The sequence below is a fragment of the Paenibacillus rhizovicinus genome, assembly GCF_010365285.1.
Lineage (GTDB): Bacteria > Bacillota > Bacilli > Paenibacillales > Paenibacillaceae > Paenibacillus_Z > Paenibacillus_Z rhizovicinus.
In genome coordinates this window covers 350443-371686 of record NZ_CP048286.1, presented here as the reverse complement: position 1 = coordinate 371686, position 21244 = coordinate 350443, and the positions used below count along the sequence as shown (strand labels likewise).

The 21244-nt window shown below is 52.4% G+C and carries 24 protein-coding genes; 17 read left to right on the top strand and 7 right to left on the bottom strand.

The genetic code is table 11. From position 1 onward, the window contains the following. Positions 1-2 precede the first annotated feature (2 nt). A complete protein-coding gene (locus GZH47_RS01670; RefSeq protein WP_126017131.1) occupies positions 3-203 on the top strand; it encodes a cold-shock protein in 201 nt (66 codons plus the stop codon). A 171-nt stretch (positions 204-374) separates the two neighbouring features. Then, the gene (locus GZH47_RS01665) at positions 375-1493 is read left to right on the top strand and encodes an AI-2E family transporter (RefSeq protein ID WP_162638240.1); all 1119 of its coding nucleotides are present in this window, start codon (positions 375-377) and stop codon (positions 1491-1493) included. Positions 1494-1511: 18 nt separating this feature from the next. On the opposite strand, the gene GZH47_RS01660 is transcribed toward GZH47_RS01665, so the two are convergent. Continuing rightward, positions 1512-2900: an MFS transporter gene (locus GZH47_RS01660; RefSeq protein ID WP_162638239.1), complete on the bottom strand. Its 1389-nt coding sequence runs from the start codon at positions 2898-2900 to the stop codon at positions 1512-1514. Between the two features lie 144 nt (positions 2901-3044). On the opposite strand from GZH47_RS01660, the gene GZH47_RS01655 reads away from it, so the two are divergent. The 4 genes from GZH47_RS01655 to GZH47_RS01640 all read left to right on the top strand — a co-directional run bounded on the left by GZH47_RS01655 (position 3045) and on the right by GZH47_RS01640 (position 5801). Beyond that, positions 3045-3896: a helix-turn-helix transcriptional regulator gene (locus GZH47_RS01655; RefSeq protein ID WP_162638238.1), complete on the top strand. Its 852-nt coding sequence runs from the start codon at positions 3045-3047 to the stop codon at positions 3894-3896. Positions 3897-3957: 61 nt separating this feature from the next. Beyond that, a complete protein-coding gene (locus tag GZH47_RS01650; protein WP_162638237.1) occupies positions 3958-4914 on the top strand; it encodes a phosphotransferase family protein in 957 nt (318 codons plus the stop codon). Between the two features lie 15 nt (positions 4915-4929). Next, positions 4930-5361: a VOC family protein gene (locus GZH47_RS01645; RefSeq protein WP_162638236.1), complete on the top strand. Its 432-nt coding sequence runs from the start codon at positions 4930-4932 to the stop codon at positions 5359-5361. A gap of 2 nt (positions 5362-5363) precedes the next feature. After that, positions 5364-5801, top strand: a complete 438-nt coding sequence (locus tag GZH47_RS01640; protein ID WP_162638235.1) for a YybH family protein — start codon at positions 5364-5366, stop codon at positions 5799-5801. 371 nt (positions 5802-6172) lie between these two features. On the opposite strand, the gene GZH47_RS01635 is transcribed toward GZH47_RS01640, so the two are convergent. Next, entirely contained in the window at positions 6173-7138 is a 966-nt protein-coding gene (locus GZH47_RS01635; protein ID WP_162638234.1) for an aldo/keto reductase, read from the bottom strand. Positions 7139-7167: 29 nt separating this feature from the next. After that, complete coding sequence (locus tag GZH47_RS01630; RefSeq protein ID WP_162638233.1) at positions 7168-9897, bottom strand: UxaA family hydrolase; 2730 nt, start codon at positions 9895-9897, stop codon at positions 7168-7170. A 356-nt stretch (positions 9898-10253) separates the two neighbouring features. Here GZH47_RS01630 and GZH47_RS01625 point away from each other — a divergent pair, with 356 nt between their 5' ends. From GZH47_RS01625 to lspA, 4 genes are all read left to right on the top strand, one after another. After that, positions 10254-10892 carry an HD domain-containing protein gene (locus GZH47_RS01625; protein WP_162638232.1) on the top strand — a complete coding sequence of 213 codons (639 nt, stop codon included), beginning with the start codon at positions 10254-10256 and terminating at the stop codon, positions 10890-10892. A 219-nt stretch (positions 10893-11111) separates the two neighbouring features. After that, positions 11112-11537, top strand: a complete 426-nt coding sequence (locus GZH47_RS01620) for a MarR family winged helix-turn-helix transcriptional regulator (protein WP_162638231.1) — start codon at positions 11112-11114, stop codon at positions 11535-11537. Positions 11538-11638: 101 nt separating this feature from the next. Continuing rightward, a complete protein-coding gene (locus GZH47_RS01615; protein ID WP_162638230.1) occupies positions 11639-11899 on the top strand; it encodes a DoxX family protein in 261 nt (86 codons plus the stop codon). A 46-nt stretch (positions 11900-11945) separates the two neighbouring features. Further along, positions 11946-12482: a signal peptidase II gene (gene lspA / locus GZH47_RS01610; protein ID WP_318653403.1), complete on the top strand. Its 537-nt coding sequence runs from the start codon at positions 11946-11948 to the stop codon at positions 12480-12482. A gap of 95 nt (positions 12483-12577) precedes the next feature. On the opposite strand, the gene GZH47_RS01605 is transcribed toward lspA, so the two are convergent. From GZH47_RS01605 to GZH47_RS01595, 3 genes are read right to left on the bottom strand one after another with little or no spacing between them, the layout of a single operon-like run. After that, entirely contained in the window at positions 12578-13666 is a 1089-nt protein-coding gene (locus GZH47_RS01605; protein ID WP_162638228.1) for a GerAB/ArcD/ProY family transporter, read from the bottom strand. 38 nt (positions 13667-13704) lie between these two features. Then, complete coding sequence (locus GZH47_RS01600; RefSeq protein ID WP_162638227.1) at positions 13705-14856, bottom strand: Ger(x)C family spore germination protein; 1152 nt, start codon at positions 14854-14856, stop codon at positions 13705-13707. Positions 14857-14888: 32 nt separating this feature from the next. Further along, positions 14889-16349: a spore germination protein gene (locus GZH47_RS01595; protein WP_162638226.1), complete on the bottom strand. Its 1461-nt coding sequence runs from the start codon at positions 16347-16349 to the stop codon at positions 14889-14891. Positions 16350-16759: 410 nt separating this feature from the next. Here GZH47_RS01595 and GZH47_RS33980 point away from each other — a divergent pair, with 410 nt between their 5' ends. The 7 genes from GZH47_RS33980 to GZH47_RS01565 all read left to right on the top strand — a co-directional run bounded on the left by GZH47_RS33980 (position 16760) and on the right by GZH47_RS01565 (position 20520). Further along, entirely contained in the window at positions 16760-17182 is a 423-nt protein-coding gene (locus tag GZH47_RS33980; RefSeq protein ID WP_225446618.1) for a stalk domain-containing protein, read from the top strand. Positions 17183-17254: 72 nt separating this feature from the next. Beyond that, positions 17255-17470 carry a hypothetical protein gene (locus GZH47_RS33975; RefSeq protein ID WP_225446318.1) on the top strand — a complete coding sequence of 72 codons (216 nt, stop codon included), beginning with the start codon at positions 17255-17257 and terminating at the stop codon, positions 17468-17470. 154 nt (positions 17471-17624) lie between these two features. Beyond that, positions 17625-18422 carry a lipid II flippase Amj family protein gene (locus GZH47_RS01585; RefSeq protein WP_162638225.1) on the top strand — a complete coding sequence of 266 codons (798 nt, stop codon included), beginning with the start codon at positions 17625-17627 and terminating at the stop codon, positions 18420-18422. A gap of 41 nt (positions 18423-18463) precedes the next feature. Next, positions 18464-18949: a DinB family protein gene (locus GZH47_RS01580; RefSeq protein WP_162638224.1), complete on the top strand. Its 486-nt coding sequence runs from the start codon at positions 18464-18466 to the stop codon at positions 18947-18949. A gap of 365 nt (positions 18950-19314) precedes the next feature. Then, the gene (locus tag GZH47_RS34565; protein ID WP_162638223.1) at positions 19315-19650 is read left to right on the top strand and encodes an ArsR/SmtB family transcription factor; all 336 of its coding nucleotides are present in this window, start codon (positions 19315-19317) and stop codon (positions 19648-19650) included. Further along, positions 19631-20062: an SRPBCC family protein gene (locus GZH47_RS01570; RefSeq protein WP_162638222.1), complete on the top strand. Its 432-nt coding sequence runs from the start codon at positions 19631-19633 to the stop codon at positions 20060-20062. The genes GZH47_RS34565 and GZH47_RS01570 overlap by 20 nt, the downstream gene beginning before the upstream one ends. Positions 20063-20100: 38 nt before the next feature. Then, positions 20101-20520, top strand: coding sequence for a cupin domain-containing protein (locus GZH47_RS01565; RefSeq protein ID WP_162638221.1), 420 nt, complete (start codon positions 20101-20103; stop codon positions 20518-20520). Between the two features lie 87 nt (positions 20521-20607). Here the strand turns inward: GZH47_RS01565 and GZH47_RS01560 are convergent, their stop codons facing one another. After that, positions 20608-21189: a TetR/AcrR family transcriptional regulator gene (locus GZH47_RS01560; protein WP_162638220.1), complete on the bottom strand. Its 582-nt coding sequence runs from the start codon at positions 21187-21189 to the stop codon at positions 20608-20610. Positions 21190-21244 lie beyond the last annotated feature (55 nt).

The following is a 21244-nucleotide window of genomic DNA, read 5'->3' as shown; positions in this document are numbered from 1 at the left end:
TAATGGAAACAGGTACAGTGAAATGGTTTAATGCGGAAAAAGGATTCGGCTTCATTCAAAGGGAAAACGGCGATGACGTATTCGTTCATTTTTCTGCCATCCAAGGAGATGGGTACAAATCATTGGACGAAGGTCAACGCGTTGAATTTAATGTTGTGAAGGGCCAACGCGGTCCTCAAGCAGAGAATGTCGTAAAACTGTAATTCGAATCCGTGCCTGCTCTTGACGTACTGTCAAGGGCAGGTTTTTTTATTGCGATTCGTGGCATGTACGCGAGTCTTCATGTGAATTTATGCGGGGAAGTTTTATTTTCGCTCATTGTGAGTAAAGTTAATAATAGGCAGTCAATATAAACGCAAGGGAGACTTGTCCATATGCCGCAAGGCAAGTGGTTTCGCATTGGTTACGGCATCATCGTCGTCTTATTGATCGCGTATTTGGCGTCGAAGGTCAACTTCATCTTCTACCCCATCAGCAAGGTAATAGCCGCATTGTTCGTGCCGCTGCTGATCTCGGGCATGTTCTACTATCTATTCCGGCCGTTCGTGAGGGTACTCTCGAACAAGCTGCCGAAGGCGATCGCCATCCTGTTCGTCTACCTTGGCGCGCTCGGCGTCTGTTACTTGTTCTTCTGGATGATCTGGCCCCCGATCCGAACCCAGTCCATTAACTTAGTGGACAACTTTCCGCAAATTGTCGACTCCGTTCGAAGCTGGCTCGAGTCCGTGCAGCAGCACGAGTGGCTCAAGGAGATCGGGCAGAAGGACGCGCTGTCCTCGGAGAATCTGACGAACAAGCTGACCGGATCGCTGGATGAGGTGCTCAATTCCGTAATCGGCAGCGTGCGCAATATTTTTAATCTGATGATGAATTTCTTCTTCCTGCTCGGTCTCGTTCCGTTCATGATCTATTATTTGCTGAGCGAGGGAGATAAGTTTCCCGGCCATGTCCTGCGAATTCTGCCGGACCGGTATCATCGCGAGGTAAGCGGGGCGCTCAAGGAGATCGATGCGTCGATCGGCTCGTTCATCCTGAGCAAAGTGCTGACGTCTATGCTGATCGGCGTGCTGACTTTCATCGGATACCTGTTGATACATATGCCTTATCCGCTGTTGCTCGGTTTGATCGCCGCCGTCACGAACTTCATTCCGTACATCGGACCGTTGATCGCCTTCATTCCGACGGCCGTCGTGGCGCTTACCGTCTCTCCTATGACGGTGCTGCTGGTCGGCGTCGTGCTCGTCGTCTCGAACCAGATCGAAGCGAACCTGATCGGCCCGCGCATCATCGGCAAGCAAATGAACGTTCATCCGTTCACCGTCATGCTGCTCGTCATTGGCGCGAGCGCGATTATCGGCCCTTTCGGGATGATCATTGTCGTTCCCGTCTATGCGATCATCAAGATCATCGCGATCCGGACGTATGATTACCTGAAGCACAACCGCATACCGCCGAAGGACCCGCTTGCGGAGGTCAACAAACGTCTCGAGTAGATAGACGTTAGACCCTGACTATTTCTTCGCGCGGCCAATAAATGCGAACGAGAGCAGGCTGCCGCCGAACAAAGCAACGGTTATAACCACGAGCGCCAGCTGCATGCCGGCAATAAAAGATTCGTGTTCGCGCAGAATCGTGCCGAGAATGGCAACGCCAAGCGTCGCGCCAAGCTGCCGGCTTGCATTCAGCGCGCCTGAAGCGGCGCCGGCCTGTTCCTGCGGGACGGAGGAGATAACGGCTGCCATCAACGCCGGAATCGCAAAGGAGATTCCGAAACCGATCAGCAGCAAACCGGTCAGTAGAAGTACATCATTCGAATTCCCTTCCAAGCCTGCTAGCAGCAGCGTACCTATAGCCCCAAGGCTAAACCCGATCGTCATCGGTATCCTTGCTCCGATTCGTGCTGCGATGCGACCGGTGAAGATCGGATTGAATGCCATCGGAATCATCATGGGCAGGAGCGCGAGTCCGGCTAGATGGGCCGATAACCCGCGTACCTGTTGAAAGTATAATGGCAGCAGGAACAGAATACCCGACAACCCGACGTTAATCGTCATCCCGGCAAGCATGCCTGCCGATACGGTGGCATGCCTGAATATTCGCAGCGGAAGCAGCGGCGTCTTGCCTGTCGCTTCCGCCCATAAGAATGAGACGGCACAGAGCAGCGCCAGACTAAACGCCCCTATTATAAGCGCGGAGTCCCATCCGAATGTTTCCCCTTCCATGAGGGCGAAGGACAATGCCGCAATGGCTGCAATGGCCGTGATTTGGCCAGCAAGGTCGAAGCCTTGCAGCGGCTTGCGTGTGGACTCATTGACGTACGCCGAAGTCATGACCAAACTAATGATGCCAAGCGGTACGTTAAGCGCGAAAATACTGCGCCAACCGAGGGAATCGACCAAGAGCCCGCCGACGAGCGGTCCCGCAGCCATCGCAACTCCCGTAACCGCCGCCCATATGCCAAGCGCACGAGCGCGTTGGGACGGTACCGGGAAAGCATGGGCGAAGAGAGCGAGCGACGATGGCAGCAGGGCTGCGCCGCCTACGCCAAGTATCGCCCGCATGGCGATGAGGGCTGCGAGCGACGGAACAACTGCCGAAACGGCCGATGCGGCAAGAAATAATGCCAGACCGGCAAGATAAACCCGTTTGGCCCCCAACTTGTCGGCCATCGCGCCCATCGACAGCAGCAAGCCTGCGAAAACGATCGTATAAGCGTTGACCACCCATTGCAGACCGGAAATCCCGCCGCCCAAATCCGCGCGAATCGCAGGCAATGCGACGCTTACCACGGTCATATCGAGAAGCACCATGAAATATCCGAGCGAAAGTCCGAGTAAGATTAACGCGTGGCCCCGCTTGCTAGAACTGTTGGACTGCATTTGCATCGTCTTTTCCACCATTCATTCTCCTATCCATGCTATTGGAATGATTCACTTGACCTTCCCGGTAAGTTTATAATAGAACCTGTTCCAGAACGATAGGATGGCTTATCATAGGAGTAATTGTCCTTACTTAAGAATCCGTCAAGGAAGCAGGTGCGGGAAATGGTTCAATCGGCCAATGAGCGGCTGCGGGAGCTGGCACGGTTTTTGCAGACGCGGCGTGCGCGTATAACGCCCGAGCAAGCCGGGTTGCCTAACGAAGGCCGGCGGCGAACGCCAGGACTCCGGCGCGGGGAAGTGGCGCAGCTCACGGGGATCAGCGTAGACTGGTATACATGGCTGGAGCAAGCGCGGGACATTCAGGTATCCGCTCAAGTGCTGGAGAGTATCGTGCGGGTGCTCCGGCTGGATTCGAATGAGCGGAAACATTTATATTTGCTGGCCCTGCAGCAGCTGCCTGCCGATCCGACTCCGGACGAAAGCAGCATTAGCCCGAAACTGCAGGACTTTCTAGACCGGCAGGGGACGAGCCCGGCAATCGTCACGGATCAGCGCATGAATATCGTTGCATGGAACAAGATCGCAAGCCTGATTTACGGGAATTATGAGCGGATGCCGGCGCGCGAGCGCAACGCCGTGTGGCAGACGTTCACGTCGCCGTATATCCGGCGATTGCTCAAGGGAAATTGGGAGAATCATGCCCGGCATCGGCTGGCCCAGTTTCGTGCAAACTACGGGAATTTCGCGGGTCATCCATGGTGGATGGCGTTTATTGACGAGTTGAACCGGGCAAGCGAGGCATTCAGGACATGGTGGCCGCAGCATGATGTTCTGAGCGGTCCGGAAGGACAGAAAATCAATGATCATCCGTCGGCGGGGATAATCGTATTCGATCAAATTTCATTTCTAGTATCGGATGCTCCCCATCTTACGGTCACGATCAATTTATGTTCAACCGAAGAGGATACGTCGTCCAAGCTTGCTAAGCTGCTCGATGGCCCGGCGGCCTTATGATTCGAACGGGAAGTAAGTAAACGAGGCGAAGCACGGCATTAGAGAGGGATGGAAGGTAACCATGCTAGAGGCTTTGGTCAAACAAGCTGCAAGAATTGCAGGCGATTATCTGAAGGAACAAGTAGTAGCTTCCTATCCGATTACGGGAAAAGGCATATCCAATCAGGTGTGCGTCGTTGAAACTGAGCTGCATAAAGTTGTTGTCCGCATGAACGATAAAGATGCATTTTCAAGCTACGGCAAAGAAAAATGGTGTATGGAGCAAGCAGCTGCAGTCGGCGTTCGGGGACCTGAGGTGTTGTCCATTGGGATCGACGATGAAACCGCATATATGATTCAAGCCTTTGTCGAGGGAGACAACGGGGCAGACAGTACGATACCCAAGACTTTGATTTGGAGGAAGCTGGGCGAATATGCCAAGCTCATTCATTCTATTCAAGTGAAAGGGTATGGCGAAAATTTGATTGATCCCATCCATGGCGAGTTTCAGTCGCCGCCCCATGCCGGGTCAGACGGAAGCTGGCTAGGATATGTGCAGCATAATATTAATAAATTGACCGAACGGGATCGCTTGATCGAGCTTGGAGTACTCACTCTGATGGAATCGCAGAGCATAAAGCAACGATTTGAAAACATCAAGCGCGCTCCGTTCCGGTTCGGCTTGAACCATGGAGACATTTCTTTAAAGAATACGATCGTCGATGAGGCAAACCAGGTGATATTGCTGGATTGGAATGCGGCGGTAAGCGTGGTACCGCATGCAACTGTTGCGCAATTGATGCATTACCGGATCCTGGGGCTGGAAGAAAGTGCGAATGATGAGGAATTCAAAGCGTTTATAGACGGCTATGGGATAAGCGACAGAGACATTTCCGATGTCATGGATTTTCTGTTGTTGAAGGCTTTCGATAACCTCAGATGGGCAATAGACCGAAGGCCTGATCTGATTGAACCCTTTGCCGCTTTCGCGAAACAAGTAGTCAACCTAGTTCTTGCGCCTCAAACTAGCCAAGGGTGAAGGAGGAAACCCCTAATGATTCAGTCCATTGTTCACATCGCTTTGGTCGTAAATGATTACGATGAAGCGATAGCATTTTACACGAAGAAATTGCATTTCACATTAGTCGAAGATACCTATCAGCCAGAGCAAGATAAACGTTGGGTGGTGGTCGCTCCTCCCGGTTCTGTCGGAACTACGATTTTACTTGCCAGAGCATCGAACCCCGAACAAGAGCCGTTCATCGGCAACCAAACCGGCGGTCGGGTATTTCTGTTCCTGAACACCGACGACTTCTGGCGAGATTATAACGAAATGGTCTCCAAGGGGATCGAATTCGTTAGAGCACCGCAAGAACAAGCATACGGAATGGTTGCCGTATTTAAAGATTTGTACGGGAATTTGTGGGATTTGTTGGAATTGAATGCGAGTCATCCGATTGCCAAACGAATAGAGGGGCGGGGCTAGATATGAAAATCGTGTTTGAACGCGTTCAAGACGTGCTGGATAATTACAAGTCTTCCGTTTACGAACAAGATGCGGCGAAATTCGCGGCTGCCTACGCTGCGGACATCCATGTGTTCGATTGCTGGCAGAACTGGTCGAGCGACGGGATCGCCGATTGGAGCACAATGGCAACCGAGTGGTTTCATGGATTGAAGCAGGAAGGGGTTCGCCTGCACGTCGCGTTTGACGATGTCGCAACGGAAGAGAGTGACAAGCTCGCTTTCGTTCGCTGCGCCGTGACGTTCAAGGCTTGCGACGAAGCGGGCGAGGTCGTTCGTCAAATCACGAACCGGTTCACGTTCGGATTAAGAAAAGAGCACGGCTCCTGGCTTATCGCTCATGAACATTCCTCCTTGCCCATCGATATGGGCACGGGCAAAGGGATCTTCAACTTGAAATAATGCTCCGGCACAGCCCAAAAAAGGAACAGGCGCCTCGGCGCCTGTTCCTTTTTTGATAGCTGCTGGAATTACATGTTCGTTCTTGAAAATCGTTCTTGTTAGAGCTCAAGTTTACGGGTACCAAGCCATTTCACCATTTTGCGTTAGGTGCGTTGAATCGGAAAATATCCAACCACATGCTCATGATCGGCGGCTGTATCATCGCTATGATTTATTTCTTGATTCTTTGGCGTATCCAGCCATTCCTCTAGACCTCGCCAAGCCGCAAGTTTGGTCGAGGCCCGATAGATCAATAAGCACGAAGAAAGGCAGCCGATAATGGCTGCCTTTCTTGCATGAAGAATCGTGATAGGGAAGATGAGGACGCCGCATTAAGCAAATCGATTCGCTTCCGGGTCGTCCATATCATAGCCGAAGGCTTCGAGCGCCGGCCACAGTTCAGGGGCAATCGGGTAATTCGCGAGTTCCACCGTTTGGGCGATCCGTTCCGGCTTGCTCATGCCAACGACCGTGCTGGTAATCCGCGGGTCGCGAAGCGAGAATTGAAGCGCCGCGGCAGCCAACGGCACGTTGAATTCCTGGCATGTTTTGGCAAACGAACGCGCTCTTTCCAATACGATCGGCGGGGCTTCGCTGTAAGCATAACGAGCATAGGCGTCCGGACCTTTGGCCAAGATGCCGCTGCCGTAAGGAGCGCCGTTGATCACCGCGACGCCCATGCGGCTCGAGATATCGATCAATGGCTCGGCAGACCGATTGAGCAGCGTATAGCGATTGTGGGTTTCCACGGCGCTGAATGCTCCCGTCTCCACATAGCGGATGAGCAAATCGATCGGTCCGCCGGAAATGCCGATGTGATCGATAATGCCTTCATTTTGAAGCTTCTGCAGTACGGCTAACGGTCCGCCGGGACTCATGACATTCTCGAAGGTGGTATGCTCAGGGTCGTGGATATACACGTATTGCAGACGATCAAGGCCCAAGCGCTCGAGGCTTTCTTCGACGGAACGCTTGATCTGTTCGCCGCTGAAGTCGCCGGTCGTGTAGTCGCGGTCGGCTTTGGTAGCCAGCACGAAGCCCTCCGGCAATCCGCCGTTCGCCCGAATGGCCTTGCCGATCCGCCGTTCGCTCTCGCCTAGGCCGTAAGAGGCAGCCGTATCCACGAAGTTAATCGCGCTTTCAAAGGCGGTGCGCAGCGTGACCAAGGCTTGTTCTTCCGGCGTGCCATATTGGAAGGTTTCCGGCATATCCCCGAGCGGGGCGGCTCCGAGGCATAGCGGCGTAACGAATAGGCCGGTATTGCCGAGCGGTCGTTTGGATAATAGTGAGTTCGACATCGTGTGATCCTCGCCTTCATGAATGTGTGTTACAACGAAACGCCTAGGAAGCCCCTCGTCAATTGGAAATCGATATTGCCTTGCTGATGGAGACGCGGCGTATACGTATGTTCCAGAACTTGCTTGCTGCGCTCGAGAATTTGATTCGTCCATGAGGCCGGATCGCCCGAGAGGATCAAATCGATATCCTGTTGGTGCTTCGGCAGCATGGACTGCTCGGACGCGATTTGCAGCATCGGGACGAAAGGATGCGTCTGCATCGGACGACTGCCGACCAGCGCGATCACGAGCTCCACCCCTGTCGCCGCGAGTCCGGTGACCGTCTCCACCCAATGGGTTGTCGGCGTCTCCATAATGTGGAATCCGTTGCTGCGGACATGTTCGCCATAAGCGATGGACGGCTGAACGTGAACTTGGGACGCCGTGAATAAATGTTGCCTGAATGCAGCCGCAGCCAGCAGCCCGCTATTCTCCGGAACGACGACCAAGCCTCCGGCACTGACGATCATCTTGGTCAGCGCGGCCAGCTGCTCGCCGGCATCTTCGCCAATGGTACCGTCGCTTAAGATCCCGATGCGCAGTCCTTCCAGTCCGACGGCCACTTTCTCCGCAGGCTGGGCCGCCGCCAATCGATCGGCGAACCAAGCTTCGACTTTCTCGCTCACCTTGGCGATTCCGCCGTCGAGCTGAATGCTCGCATAGCCGAGCCGGCTCGCATCGATGCCATGCACGTCCATCTGATGGCGCATGTAATCGTTATGCGTCTTCTCGCAGCCATGCTCCAGCAGCAAACAATGCTCCACCATCGGGTGGGTGATATAGCCGAGCATCGTGCGCGCGAAGAGCGATTCGGCAGGCCCCCCGGAGGTGCCGCAGCCCTCGGTGTGAGCCAATGCGACGAAGCCGGAGAGGGCGGATTGCCCGGCTGCCTGTTCGTTCAGCCGCTTCGTGATCATGCCCGCTACCTGTCCGGCGCAAAGGCTGGTCGGCACAATCAAGCCGATATTGTCGCTGGACTGCCGATCGCGCTGCCGGGTAAAGGTGAATTGGATCGGATTTGCCGTGGCTGCCGCTGCTGCATCGCCTTGAATCTCCGCACCTTGAATTTCAATCGGCTCTCCTGCCGGAACGGGAGCATGGAGGAGGGTCTCCAGCCGGCTCGTGTCGTTCTGCTGCCAGTTGCGCCAAATTTGTACCTGGGCATGACCCGCTTTCTCGCCGACGCTTCGCTGGCCGGAGGCGATTTGGATCGCCAATTCGAATACCTCTTGCCCCAGCTCATCCATCGCTTTGCCTTCCAGATATTGCCCCGCGTTGACATCCATATCGTTCGACAGTAACTGGAAGCGGCGAGTGGTCGTGACCACCTTGACCGTCGGCACATAAGGGAAATTGGTGATCGAACCATTGCCCGTCGTAAAGAAGATCATGTTGCAGCCAGCAGCCACTTGTCCGGCGATGCTCTCAAGATCGTTGCCGGGGCTATCCATGAAGTAGTAGCCGCCATCCTTCATGAGCTCCCCGTACTCGGTTGCATAATCGATCCGCGTGACGGGGTCTTTCTTCATTGCGGCTCCGATGGATTTAAGATAGATGTTATATAGGCCGCGATACATGTTACCGCCGGACGGATTGCCTTCCGCGCTGGTGCCGTGCCAAGACGTACGCTCCTTGAAGCGATTCACGAGCTCGAGAAATTTGCGCGCCGTTTCCACATTGCGGACTTTCGACAGGACATAAGGCTCCGCGCCGATCAATTCATCGGTTTCGGCCAGGCTGGCCGCGCCGCCGTAACGCACCAATTCTTCCGAAATCCAGCCGAGCAGGGGATTAGCGGATACGCCGGAGAAGGCGTCCGAACCGCCGCATTGCAAGCCGATTCTCAGGTGGGAGATCGATTCGGGCGTCCGCTGCATCGCATTGACCGTCGGCAGCCATTCCCGCACTAACGCTTCGCCTTTGACCAGTTCCTCTTCAAAGCTGTCCGCGAGCGATACGAACTTATGTAAGACATCATCGATCGTGTAGCCGTGCTTGCGCGCATAAGCTTCGACCATCTCGTTCGTAACCGATTCATTGCCATAATCGGCAAGCAATACCGCGCCGACGTTCGGGTTGACCATAAAGCCGGCGAGCGTCCGCAGCAACAGGTCCACGTTGTTCGGTTTGTCCGTGCCGCCTTCCGTATGAGCGACGGGGACGATCCCGTCGATATTCGGATAGTTCTTGCACTCGTCCTGCAGGCGGGCGGCAAGCTTCTTCACATAACTGCCCGTTTGCGAGGTCGTGCCAAGCAGGACGACGTAGTTGCGCGTGCCGACCCCGCGATCCTCATGGCGGCGATACCCCATAAAGATGCGCGTATCCGCATAAGCTGGCGAGGCCGGAGCCGGCTGGAAGTTCTCCTCGTCAAGAACATAAGGATGGGCTTGATCCGCGAAATTAGGCACGGGCGGCAGCGCGAACGACAACTTGCGCACGCTGAGCGCTTCCAGTACGGTTTCGTTGATCACATAGTGGCCGGGAAGAATCGGCTGAACCGCCACGCCGAACGGCAGCTGCCACGAAAGCAGTTCCTCTCCGGGAGCGATCGCTTTGACCGCGAATCGATGGCCTTCCATGACCGTGTAATCCAAGACGATGGATTGGCTCTCGTACTGAATGACGGAACCGGAGTTCAATTGGCGAATCGCCACGGCGCAGTTATCCCCGGGAAGAGGAAGTCTGGCTGCTTCTTCAAATTGGTAAACGACGTCCATCGATGATCGACTCCCTTGACGTAAAATATTCCGCGAAATGAAAATGTTTACTTGAAGACGCTTTCATAACTTCTATTTCTATACCTCCTGCTAGCATAACCATCTACGATTATATCACGAGAGCCGCGATTCGGTTATTGCCGTCAATAGGAATCGTAAAATAATGAGGCGATATTGTGAAACGCCGGCGATGATAGAATGCGGGCTAGCGAATATTCGATCCAGATCGAGGGAAGTCTGGAGTTGGACAGGGGATCATTCATTTGATCGATCATCATGATAGAAAAGCCGGCATTGATCTCCGATCGGCGATACCCTAGTATGAGCTTACGGAATAATTAAGGGGGCGATAAGCAATGTCAATGTCAATCGCGGATATCAAGATACCCGACAGCAAGCTGGCCGTTGAAGCGGCTGAGCTTTTACGCGATCAGGGCGACGAGCTGCTGTGGAACCATTCGAACCGGGTATTTCTGTTCGCGGCGCTGAAAGGCAACCTGCAGCAGGTGAAGTATGATTCGGAATTGCTGTATATCAGTTCCCTGTTTCACGATTTAGGCCTGACGCCCGCATACCGCAGTCCGGACAAGCGTTTCGAAGTCGACGGAGCGAACGCCGCCCGCGATTTTCTGAGGAGCCGCGGCGTTCCGGAAGAATCGATCAAATTGGTATGGGATGCCGTAGCCCTGCATACGTCGACCGGCATCGTCGAATATAAGGAAGCCGAAGCGGCTCTGATGAATTTTGGCGTCGGTTACGACGTCGTGGGGAAGAACTTCGATCTGTTCTCCGAAGAAATTCGCCGGCAAGTCGTAGAGGCGTTCCCGCGCAATCAGTTCAAGCAGAACATCCTGCACGCCTTCTTGGAAGGGTTCAAGCATAAACCGGAAACGACTTACGGCACGATTAACGCGGATGTCTGCGAACTGCTGCTGCCGGGCTATACGCGCCCTAACTTCTGTAACCATGTGCTTCACTCCAGATGGGAAGAGTAGTCGCGCGAGGGTGAACGGGTTCAAACCTGGGCTGCCGGGCACCGATAATTCAGCGTAACTTGGAGCAGCTTGCCGCCGGCAGGCTGCTTTTTCTACGTAATTGTTCCGTTCGATCGTACTCGCTTGGATTTGACATTCCGAAGGAGTTGCATCAATATATGCTATAGCATATAAATGCTGAAGCCTGCTTGAACATACATGAGGGAGGGATAGACGACTATGGATTTATTTGATCTAACCGGATTCTTGATGCATCGAACAGACATGAAATTAACCAATTTCTTCGTCAAGAAACTGAAACAATACGAAGTCACGCCGGAACAGTGGGGAATCATCAGCGTTCTTGACGGCGATCGAGCAATGACGCAGAAAGAAATTGCCGAAGCTATAGACAGGGATCAAAGCACGGTGGTCAGGATGATTGCGTCGCTCGAGAAGAAAGGAATCGTGAAGAGACTGCAAAACAACGACGACAAACGATCCCACAACCTGTTTCTTAGCGCGAAAGGCATGCAGCTGAAGACAAGACTCATACCCGTGGTCCAAGAAGCACATGATGATTTGACCCGGAATATCGAACCGGATGAGCTTGCGCAGCTTCACGAAACGCTTCATAAACTTTATCTGAACGTAAAGGAGGATTAGATCATTTCATCAGATACATGCTATAGCATTTATTTTTGTCTCAGGTCCAATTTTAGAAAGAAGAGAGTGATTAGAATGGCACGACGATCATATCCGGGAAAATGGCAAAGGAGTTCGAAAAGCTCGGCCTTCCGTCTTTTTTTAATTTCTTGACCGGTTCGTTCGAAATTGCAGGGTCCATTGGTATGATTGCCGGATTTTGGTACCAGAAGGCTGCCTCACTAGCTGGCTTGATGCTCGGTTCGACAATGCTGGTTGCCGCCTTCATGCTTATCGTCATTGCGAGAGATCCGCTTAAGAAGGCGCTTCCGGCAATCGTATTGAGTTTATTGTCGTTTGCCATTGCGCTATATATGATATAGCATATATAATCGCTGACTGGAGGTAGCTTGCCGCAAGGGATCCCGCGTGGTTGTGCATACGGGCAATCATTTGTATGATATAGGTATACGCGGAAGCGGGAAGCGGGTGATTGCAATCTTTTATTGGATAGCGCTGTTTATGACGATTGTGGATCAAATCACGAAACTGATCGTGCGGTTGAATATGAAGGTTGGAGATACGCATCCGTTTCGGGAAGGCATGCTGCAGTTTACCTATTATCAGAACTCCGGTGCAGCCCGCAGTTCGTTTCAAGGCTACGGACGAATGTTCGGCGTGCTCGCCGTGGTTTTCATCGTGATGGTCATCTACTATCGGAATAAACAAGCCGTGAAGCACCGTTGGATGGATGTCGGCTTAGCGTTCCTCGTGGCGGGAGCGGCCGGAAATGGCGTGGAGCGGTTAATGTTCGGCAAAGTGACGGACTTCCTGCAATTCGGATCCGGCCAAGGTATTATGAATATCGCCGATTTGTCCATTAACGTTGGTATACTCGTGATCGTCGTTCATCAGATCTTATTATCCATACGGACGCGCAGGAAAGCTTCGATTAAAGTCGGATGATGGGCTCATCGTAACATGAAGCGTGAACAGACAAGAGCATAGTGACATTTAAATCCGCTATTTAAGCGGGTTTTTTTGCGTGATCAGCCTCTCGCTTATTCGGTTTTGACCATTTTGCCTTTCACGGAAGTCACGATCCATAGACATAACGGAATGGCGATTGCGCATACCGGAATAACGATGGTTTCCCACAGCTTCTGAAGCAGAAGAATGCTTGCTTCATTGGGAATAACCATGGCAATGATGAAGATGACCGGAGCGCTGAACCACATCAGCCGTTTCCAAGACTTGACATGGAGCCAATGAGCCATCTCGTAGCTGGTGATGAACAGATACAGCGAGATTTTGGCGAATACGCCGAAGATCCAAATAAAGATGACCAGGATATCCAGATTCTGAACGAAGTTCAAGATGTCGATCGACCGAACCAGCATAAAGTAGGGGAACCTGAAATCTTGGGTCACCAACGGACCGAATACCAGCAGCACCATAACCGTGGTTACCGCCAATACGATTCCCGTAAACAGAACGCTTGTTAAAGACTTGCGCATGACATGCTTGGGGCTCGATACGAACGAGAGCAGGACCAGCAGCATGAACGATTCTGCCAAGAACGAGGCCGGGGCTAAGGAGGCCCTCGAAATTTCCGAGAGACTCGCATCGCCGAATAACGGCAGTATATTACTCCGTTTCACATTGCCTGCATTAAGCAGGAAGCTGAGCAGCAGCGTGAGTATCGTCACGGGTCCCGCAATTTCGCAGAAGCGCCCGATTCCCGTAATGCCGCTCGTTCCCGTTAAATAGATGGCAGCGCCCAAGAGCAGCGTTATCAGCAACCATACCGGCGTCTTGTCCAGCAGGATCAGATGGATGAAGTCGGCGAAGGAGCGGAGCACGTCTCCCGATAAAATAAACCATGCCGTGAAATAGGGCAGGAGCACGATTTTGCCGAGCCAAGATCCTAGGATCTCTTGGCTGAATTGAGCCAAGGTCTTGCCGGGATGCTTCATTCCGACTTTGACGACCAGATAGGTAATGAACACGCCTATGATGCATGCTATAAGCATCGATACCCAAGCGTCTTGTTTGGCCATTTCCACGTCAGGGGAGATTCGCAGCCAGACAGCCATCACAATCTCTGCGGTCGCAACGATCCAGAATAATTGCCAGCCCGATAGTTTCATTTCTCCCTTCCTTTCTCGCTTCCATCAAGAAGCTCGCGTCATATCGCAGCATTCGTCTGTCCCGGATCCTGGTAGCGAATCCGCACCTCTGACGTAATCGGAAGCGTGATGAATGTATCGTTCCAGTTCTTCTGCAACGACTTCCATTCGCGCGGATACTTGCGGTGCACAAGCTCGCCGATGCCGAGAAAATCCACCTTATACTGCTTCTGGGCTAGATCGATCAGTTTGGCGACCCGTTGTTCGGCTTCCTTGCTTAATCGGTTTTGAATGGTTTGGAGATCCTTGGCGCTAGACGGGTCGAGCAAAGTATTGTTCTCTACAATGTCTCCGGAGCCTCGTAATCGGATATGCACGCGAATGCCTTGCGGGCCCTTGTCAATGTCGATGCGGTTCCTAAGCGGCTTCACCCTTATGCTGATGCTGCTGCCGCCCTGACTTTGAAGCGCAGTGATGGTAAACATTTTCTGCCTTCCCGTAATCCAATTCGCATAGTACGATTCGACGGGCTTTAAAAATCCGCTTAGCCGAAGTCCGTTTTCCTTATTCAGCACCGCCGCTCCCGAATAGTTGAATTTCGTGCCGGAGGAATTGCCGCTGACGGCCGGCAACAGGACAGCGCCTCCGTTTTTCAACGCATCCCCTAGAAATTCTCTGAAGTAATACGGCTTCATTCCGAGGGACATCTGAATGCTGCTCAAGGCCGTGCTGATTAACGGATCAAAGGTCGGCTTCGTTGCCAAGATATCCTTTGCCTCTCCGCCCTTCACGACCCAAATGACGGATCGGATTTCCGACTTGGGATTGCGAACGATCATGTCCAGATACCTGCGAATGCCTTGTTTCGCCAATCCCTGTTCCGCCATTCGCTGGCCGATCAGAATCGTCTGGCGGTGGGCATAGAACAAGGAGCGGGAGAGCTGCGTCTGCAGATTCTGGCCCGCGTCCATGAAATCCTTGCCAAGGGCGCTCACGACCACGAAGCTTCGATTGTTGCTGGCCCCGGTACTCTGGCTGTTCAAACCGGCAGGGATCGCGATCTGCGAGCTGACTACCAGTCTTCCATCCTTGTTCGCGTCCAGCCCGCCTGCGATAACGATCGCAAGCTGGTTGGGCTCCTTAAGGTTCCAGCAGCCGCCGGTCACAGTAGACAGCAGCGATAAACACAGGAGAATCATTGCTTTCTTCATCCATTAACCACCTTACCATTCAGGCGCTTCCGTTAGCTCGTCCGCTTCCTAGGTCTTCGTATCAGAACATTCAGCAGCTTGTTCTCCTTCGCTGGGGCAATCGGCTCCAGATAAGGCGAACCCAGCGGAGTCAATTGAATCAAGTGAGCGAGAATCAAGATTAATCCAAGAGCGACGCCGAACAGGCCGAAGCACCCGGACAGGAGCAGCAGCGGGAATCTCAACATTCTGAACGGATAGCCGAACCGGTAACGCGGAATGACGAAGGATGATATACCGGCCGCCGACACGACAATCACGATGGGCGCCGATATAATTCCGGCTTGCACGGCCGCTTGACCGATGACCAAGGCGCCCACGATGCTGACGAGCGGACCGATTTGCTGCGGAAGGCGTATGCCGGCTTCCCTTAATCCTTCAAACATGAATTCCATGATGAATACCTCGATGACCGTCGGGAAAGGGGATTGCTCCCTGAGGGCCGTAATGCTGAGCATCAGTTTCGGCGGCACCATCTCCGGATGATAAGTGATCAGCGCGATATAGATCGAAGGAAACAGAATGGAGAAGAGTGCGAACAAATACCGGATCCAACGGTTCATGGTTACGTACAGGAAGCGTTCGTAGTAATCGTCCGGAGCTTGAAGCCCGTCCCAGAAGGTCATCGGCACGACAAGGACGATCGGGGAGCCGCTAACGAAGACGGCTAATCTCCCTTCCAGCAATCCTGCGGACACGACATCGGCCCGTTCGGTGCTCTGCGTTTGCGGAAACGGCGAATAGTTGGTGTCTTCGATATATTCTTCGATATAGCCGGATTCCAAGACGCTCTGGATATCGATAGCCTCGATTCTTGTCCTCACTTGATCGATCAAGGAGGGGGAGGCAACCCCGTCGATATAGGAGAGAACGACTTCTGTTTTCGTCAATTTGCCGATTTGAAACGATTCCATCTTCAGCCCCGGCGTCACGATAATCCGCCTTAGCATCGTCGTATTCGTCCGCAGCTCCTCGGTAAAGCTTTCGCGGGTTCCGCGAAGCGCGGCTTCCGTCGAAGGCTCTTCGATCGCACGGGATTCGAATTGCGATACATCGGCCAGGAGGATGGAGGATTCGCCTTCCGCGAGGAAGGCTACGCTGCCTTTCAATATCAGATCCGCAACCTCATCGAATACGGATATTCGCTTGGTCTGCAGGGCCGCAACAAGCTGCAGGTTGCACATTTGGGCCAAGCTGTCCAATGTTCGCAGCCCTTGGGGAAGTCCGTCATACATCAAGGGCTTCAAGATACTGGACTGCACGAGCTCTTTATCGATCATGCCGTCGACGTATACAAGCAGCAGTTTGGCGTTATCTTGCAAGGCCACGCTGCGAAAAACCACATCCGAACAATGCTCGAATAGGGCTCTGAGCGTTTGTTCGTTGTACTGAAGGTCCGAACTGGCTATGCGAATGGCATTTTCTCGCGTGGCGAAGCTATCCGTTGACGGCATGGAAATCATGTCACCTACCACTGGAGGAATTCGGGATTTCTTGATACTATGCCCAAATGTCCGGCTCGCTACACTTGATGGCGGCAGGATTCGATCAGCCGGTTGAAACCTATTGCCTGTTGGAAGCGTCTAAACGGAAAAAGGAAAAGGGTGGATGGACTTGAAAAGATCCTCATTTTCAATCATTGCCGGACTGTTCCTCTTGGTTGCATTTAGCGGCGCTGCGAGCGCTGCCAATCCTCTTCGGCTGAATGTAAACGGAAATTTGTTGACGGATTCGCCTTCGCCTTTGATTAGCAACCAGATGAGTTATGTTCCGATTCGTACGGTGGAATCATTAGGGAATCAAGTGATTTGGGAGGGGCAACCAAAACGGTCTTCATCCTAAACCGGTCAACGAAGGATCGTTTATCTCTGACGGTCGGCAGTACGATTGCGGTCAAAATAAAGAAAAACTGAAATTAGCCGCGCCCCTTGTCGTCAAAGGGAATACCATTTACGTGCTGCTTCGCTTTATCGGCGAGCAGTTCGGAGCCGTTGTGGATTGGGATGCGAAGAACAACGGACTGGTTGTCGTTACTCCGGATCCAACTGTACAAGGGCAGATAAGAAGCGGAGACTTAGCGCAAGCAAGGTTAGCCGTCGTTCGTATGCCTAAAATCAGCTTTTATAGTTCTCCCGAACATCCCGAAGGCCATGCGAACAGCTACATATTTCCGGAAAACGATTATTCCAAGTACTATTTCCAATTGAACGGCAGCATCTTCTATTACGAGTTAAAGAACGGCTATATGAGCCTTGTCTGGGAAGGCAAGCTGACGGTTCCAAGCTAGGGCAATTCCTCGAGTACGCTGGCCAAGTATTTAAATGCCGGCCTAGAGACGGTTTGGGGCGAACAGCCGAAAGTGACGAAACCGTTGACCTTCTTTAATGATCATATTTTCGTCAGGGATTCCGGGGACTACGGGATTATCGATACGAATGGATCGGTGACCTTGAGTTTCCGCCCTTTCATCGAGGAAGTGCAAGCAAGAGCGGCGAAATTCGGCGTGGAGTTCCTTGTCCCGCAAACGGAAGAAGCCATTCGCGCGAGAAATGCGCAACCTTCATTCCCGTCATGATATACCATCCAGGGAGGAACAGCTTGCCTATGCAGCTGTTCCTTTTTTCGTTCGCAGAAGGAGATTATATGAAATAACGGTGCAATAAGTTTCACTTTTTGGAAATGATCGCCTTTATTATGATATGGAGGAGGTTACAATAGGAGGTATAGCAATGATTGAAAGAATGATATTGATTTCGTCGCTTACGCTGATCATTCACGCAGCGGAGACGCTCTCTTATGCGGTACGAATGGCCGGTATTCGAACGGGGAAATTAGCTATCGCGCTCTCGTTAACGGGCATGATTGTACTGGTTTCAAGAACGTCCAATATCGCGCAAGGTACAATGACGGGGAAGATCGTGGATCTTGCCAGGCAACAGGCCGGAATACACCTCATAGATAGTTTCCGTATCATTCTGTTGGCCGCATCGATCGGCACGCTGATCGCAATCGCCTTATACCCATCGGTCGTAGCGCTCTCCGGTCGCATGGTTGCTCATTTAGAACAAGCGGGTTCAATTCCAAGGATGGCAAAGAAATTACTGGGATCCAGACGGATCTTGAACTTCTTCTATTATTTGCGCATGCCGAAATGGGAAATGGCGAGAAGGATCTTGGATAACGGGCTGCCAAAGCGATTCATGCTTATGAACTGCGGCGTGACGGCCATCTACACGGTCGGCGTCCTGGCCGCGTTGTATGCTTCTTATTTGCCTGGCCATTATAGTACGGGAGCCTCGCAAGCATCCGGTTTAATAAACGGCTTGGCTACCATCATGTTGACGCTATTGATTGACCCGCACGTGGCATTATTGACGGATAAAGTGCTTCGACGAGAGGCGAAATTGACGTCGATTAACGGCGTTTTTGGCGCATTGATGCTATCACGGCTTGGCGGGACGCTATTGGCACAACTTATCCTGCTGCCTGCGGCATACTGGATTAAATCGATTGTTCCATTTTTATAATAGGGACAGCGTGGATTCTACATAGGGAAGGAAGCAGCGGGATGGAGCTATTGCGGAAACAATACGATTATGTGCGACGTACGCGTGAGATACTGTTCAGCTATTGCGAGCAAATGACGGACGATGCTTATATATCGGAAGTGGAGCAGTATGGCCGCGGGTCGATACGCGGGATGCATTTCCATGTTGCGGAATGCTATGCTTATTGGATCGGAGAATTCGGTCTGGGGCGGACGTTCAATTGGCATTTGGAAACGATTATGAACGTGGCCGCGATGCGCGGTATATTCGCGGAAGCGGATCAATTGGTTTGCGAATTTTTGGATCGCTATGCAGGGATGACCGAGACGCGAATCGAAGGACAGTATAGCGGAGACAAGTACGCAGCTACGCCGCTGTGGCTCTTCACGCACGCGGTGACGCACGAGTTTCATCACAAGGGGCAGATTGCCGCCATGGGACGGATGAAAGGATATATTCCGCCGGATCTGGATCTGATCATGACGGATGGAGCAGCGGGAAACTGAACTTATCATGGAGAAGGAGGCGCTGAAGTTCAATGACATCCATAGAAACAGGGTTAAAACTATTCGTGTTTATAATCGCTATTTCGCTAGGCTTTACTTTGGTAAGGTTCCTCGTCAAAACGTTCTGGAGCGACTTCTTTCAGGGTTTCGCTAAAGTATTAAAATTAGGTCGTTCGATGAAAGGAAATTCCGGGAAAACAGGCTGAATCTGTGACGATTAAGCCAAACGATTCACGATAATTCAACTAAACGGCAGCGGGCCCAGAACTTGATTTCTCGTTCATGGCTATTGCTGTTTTTAATTCATTTTAAGGACAAACATAAATGTAGTTTACACTTAATTAAGTGTATGCTACATTATTAGTATGATAGATAAAGTACTTCATGCTCTGGCCGAACCTCGTCGCAGAGACATCCTGTCTCTCATTCAGAACGGGGAGCTCCCATCGAGCGACATCGCATCTCATTTTAACATCACCGCCCCGGCAATTTCCCAGCATCTCAAAGTTCTTGAAGAATCCGGACTCGTCTTGATCCGGAAAGCGGGAACGAAACGGTACTATCGAATGAGGAGGGAGGGCTTCTCCGATTTAAAGCAGTACATCGACCGTTATTGGGATGACAGTCTGCTGCGCTTGAAGCAAGCGGCGGAAGAAGAAGAGAGGAGAAATCGAATATCCGATGAACACGCAGGCCAATGATAAACTCGTAAAGGAAATATTTATCGAATGCCGACCGGAGACATTGTTTTCTTTTTTTACGGATGCCGACAAAATGAAGCGCTGGATGGGCCAGCATGTTTTGCTGGAGCCTAAACTGAACGGCAAGTTCCGAATCGACCTCAACGGGAATGACATCGCAATGGGGGAATACTTGGAGATCATCCCTAATGAGAAAGTCGTCTTGTCATGGGGCTGGGAGAAGTCCAAGCTCGTACCTCCGGGATCAAGCAAGCTTGAATTCCGATTGCACGCTCAGGATCATGGCACGCTCTTGATCTTGACCCATTACGATTTGCCTTCGGAAGAGGTCGAATCGCATGTGAAAGGCTGGACCCACTTTATGAAACGGCTGCAAGCTGCTGCCGGAGATCCCAATCCGCAATCGGTCTGAGATGCAAGTGAGCGTATTCAGAAAGGTGGAATCGCCTAATGAACGGAACGAATTTCACGGTTATGAACGCGGGACCCTTCGATGGTCTCCTACAAGCACCGGAAGGGCCGCCAGGAAAATGCTACCTCAAGGACAGGCTTGGGCTGACAGGCATGGAGGTTTCTCTTAACCAATTGCCGAGCGGAGGAGCAGTCCCGTTCTACCACAAGCACCGTGAAAATGAGGAGCTATACGTCTTCACGGGCGGACGGGGCCAATTTCAGGTGGATGGGCGAATTTTTGAAGTAAGGGAAGGCACTGCGGTTCGGGTGGGTCCCGAAGGAGAACGCGCGCTTCGTAATAGCGGTACCGAAGATTTGTATTTCATTGTCGTTCAAGTGCAAGCAAACAGCCTCAAACAGTGGGAAATGGCGGATGCTATCCTATCGGATAATCCGGTGGACTGGCCGGTTGCCTAAAAATAAGCGTTAATTACACGACGAAGAGCATCTCTCTCCCGTTCAGGGCGATAGATGCTCTTCGTCATTTCATTGGTGCAGCATCGTTCACGTTGCGGCGGCGGCGAGCTGACTGTCGATCAGGGCATTGGCGGCATCGGAGAACAAGGCCGGTTTGAATTCCGCTTTGTTGATATAGGCGACCATGGCGGCGCCGCTCCATAGCATGCGCAGCTGTTCCGCCAGTTCCCGGGGCTTGGGCAATCCGGCTTCATTGGCCATTTCCTCGACATGGTCCCAGACATCGTTCCGGCTTAGGAGCGCCTTCATATGGCTGGGATGATCGGTCTCGGGGAACTCCACGGCCGTGTTCATGAACGCGCAGCCTCTGTAGGCGGGGCGCAGCATGCGCTGCCCGATATATTCCACAAGGTAGCGGAGCTGCGCAAGAACGGAATCCGGATATTGCTGCCTGGCATGCTCGATGTGTCCCATCATCCGTTCGCGATGAAGTTCTAGATACGCCACGACCAAATCGTCTTTGGTCGCGAAGTTCCGATAGAAGCTGGCTTTGGCCACGCCGGATTCCTGGATGATCCGGTCGATGCCGACCGCCCGCACGCCCTCGCGGTAAAACAACTCGTCCGCTACCCGCAGAATGCGTTCTTTCGCGGTTTCTTTCTTTTCCATAAGCGAGTCACCTGCCCGTTGCGAATATTTTTATTTTGAAAATGGCACATGAACC

What these genes read in the sequence shown, in the direction of transcription:
- GZH47_RS01670 (WP_126017131.1), top strand. Translation starts at nt 3, where the DNA reads ATGGAAACAGGTACAGTGAAATGGTTTAATGCGGAAAAAGGATTCGGC.
- GZH47_RS01665 (WP_162638240.1), top strand. Translation starts at nt 375, where the DNA reads ATGCCGCAAGGCAAGTGGTTTCGCATTGGTTACGGCATCATCGTCGTC.
- GZH47_RS01660 (WP_162638239.1), bottom strand. Translation starts at nt 2,900, where the DNA reads ATGGTGGAAAAGACGATGCAAATGCAGTCCAACAGTTCTAGCAAGCGG.
- GZH47_RS01655 (WP_162638238.1), top strand. Translation starts at nt 3,045, where the DNA reads ATGGTTCAATCGGCCAATGAGCGGCTGCGGGAGCTGGCACGGTTTTTG.
- GZH47_RS01650 (WP_162638237.1), top strand. Translation starts at nt 3,958, where the DNA reads ATGCTAGAGGCTTTGGTCAAACAAGCTGCAAGAATTGCAGGCGATTAT.
- GZH47_RS01645 (WP_162638236.1), top strand. Translation starts at nt 4,930, where the DNA reads ATGATTCAGTCCATTGTTCACATCGCTTTGGTCGTAAATGATTACGAT.
- GZH47_RS01640 (WP_162638235.1), top strand. Translation starts at nt 5,364, where the DNA reads ATGAAAATCGTGTTTGAACGCGTTCAAGACGTGCTGGATAATTACAAG.
- GZH47_RS01635 (WP_162638234.1), bottom strand. Translation starts at nt 7,138, where the DNA reads ATGTCGAACTCACTATTATCCAAACGACCGCTCGGCAATACCGGCCTA.
- GZH47_RS01630 (WP_162638233.1), bottom strand. Translation starts at nt 9,897, where the DNA reads ATGGACGTCGTTTACCAATTTGAAGAAGCAGCCAGACTTCCTCTTCCC.
- GZH47_RS01625 (WP_162638232.1), top strand. Translation starts at nt 10,254, where the DNA reads ATGTCAATGTCAATCGCGGATATCAAGATACCCGACAGCAAGCTGGCC.
- GZH47_RS01620 (WP_162638231.1), top strand. Translation starts at nt 11,112, where the DNA reads ATGGATTTATTTGATCTAACCGGATTCTTGATGCATCGAACAGACATG.
- GZH47_RS01615 (WP_162638230.1), top strand. Translation starts at nt 11,639, where the DNA reads ATGGCAAAGGAGTTCGAAAAGCTCGGCCTTCCGTCTTTTTTTAATTTC.
- GZH47_RS01605 (WP_162638228.1), bottom strand. Translation starts at nt 13,666, where the DNA reads ATGAAACTATCGGGCTGGCAATTATTCTGGATCGTTGCGACCGCAGAG.
- GZH47_RS01600 (WP_162638227.1), bottom strand. Translation starts at nt 14,856, where the DNA reads ATGAAGAAAGCAATGATTCTCCTGTGTTTATCGCTGCTGTCTACTGTG.
- GZH47_RS01595 (WP_162638226.1), bottom strand. Translation starts at nt 16,349, where the DNA reads ATGCCGTCAACGGATAGCTTCGCCACGCGAGAAAATGCCATTCGCATA.
- GZH47_RS01585 (WP_162638225.1), top strand. Translation starts at nt 17,625, where the DNA reads ATGATTGAAAGAATGATATTGATTTCGTCGCTTACGCTGATCATTCAC.
- GZH47_RS01580 (WP_162638224.1), top strand. Translation starts at nt 18,464, where the DNA reads ATGGAGCTATTGCGGAAACAATACGATTATGTGCGACGTACGCGTGAG.
- GZH47_RS34565 (WP_162638223.1), top strand. Translation starts at nt 19,315, where the DNA reads ATGATAGATAAAGTACTTCATGCTCTGGCCGAACCTCGTCGCAGAGAC.
- GZH47_RS01570 (WP_162638222.1), top strand. Translation starts at nt 19,631, where the DNA reads ATGAACACGCAGGCCAATGATAAACTCGTAAAGGAAATATTTATCGAA.
- GZH47_RS01565 (WP_162638221.1), top strand. Translation starts at nt 20,101, where the DNA reads ATGAACGGAACGAATTTCACGGTTATGAACGCGGGACCCTTCGATGGT.
- GZH47_RS01560 (WP_162638220.1), bottom strand. Translation starts at nt 21,189, where the DNA reads ATGGAAAAGAAAGAAACCGCGAAAGAACGCATTCTGCGGGTAGCGGAC.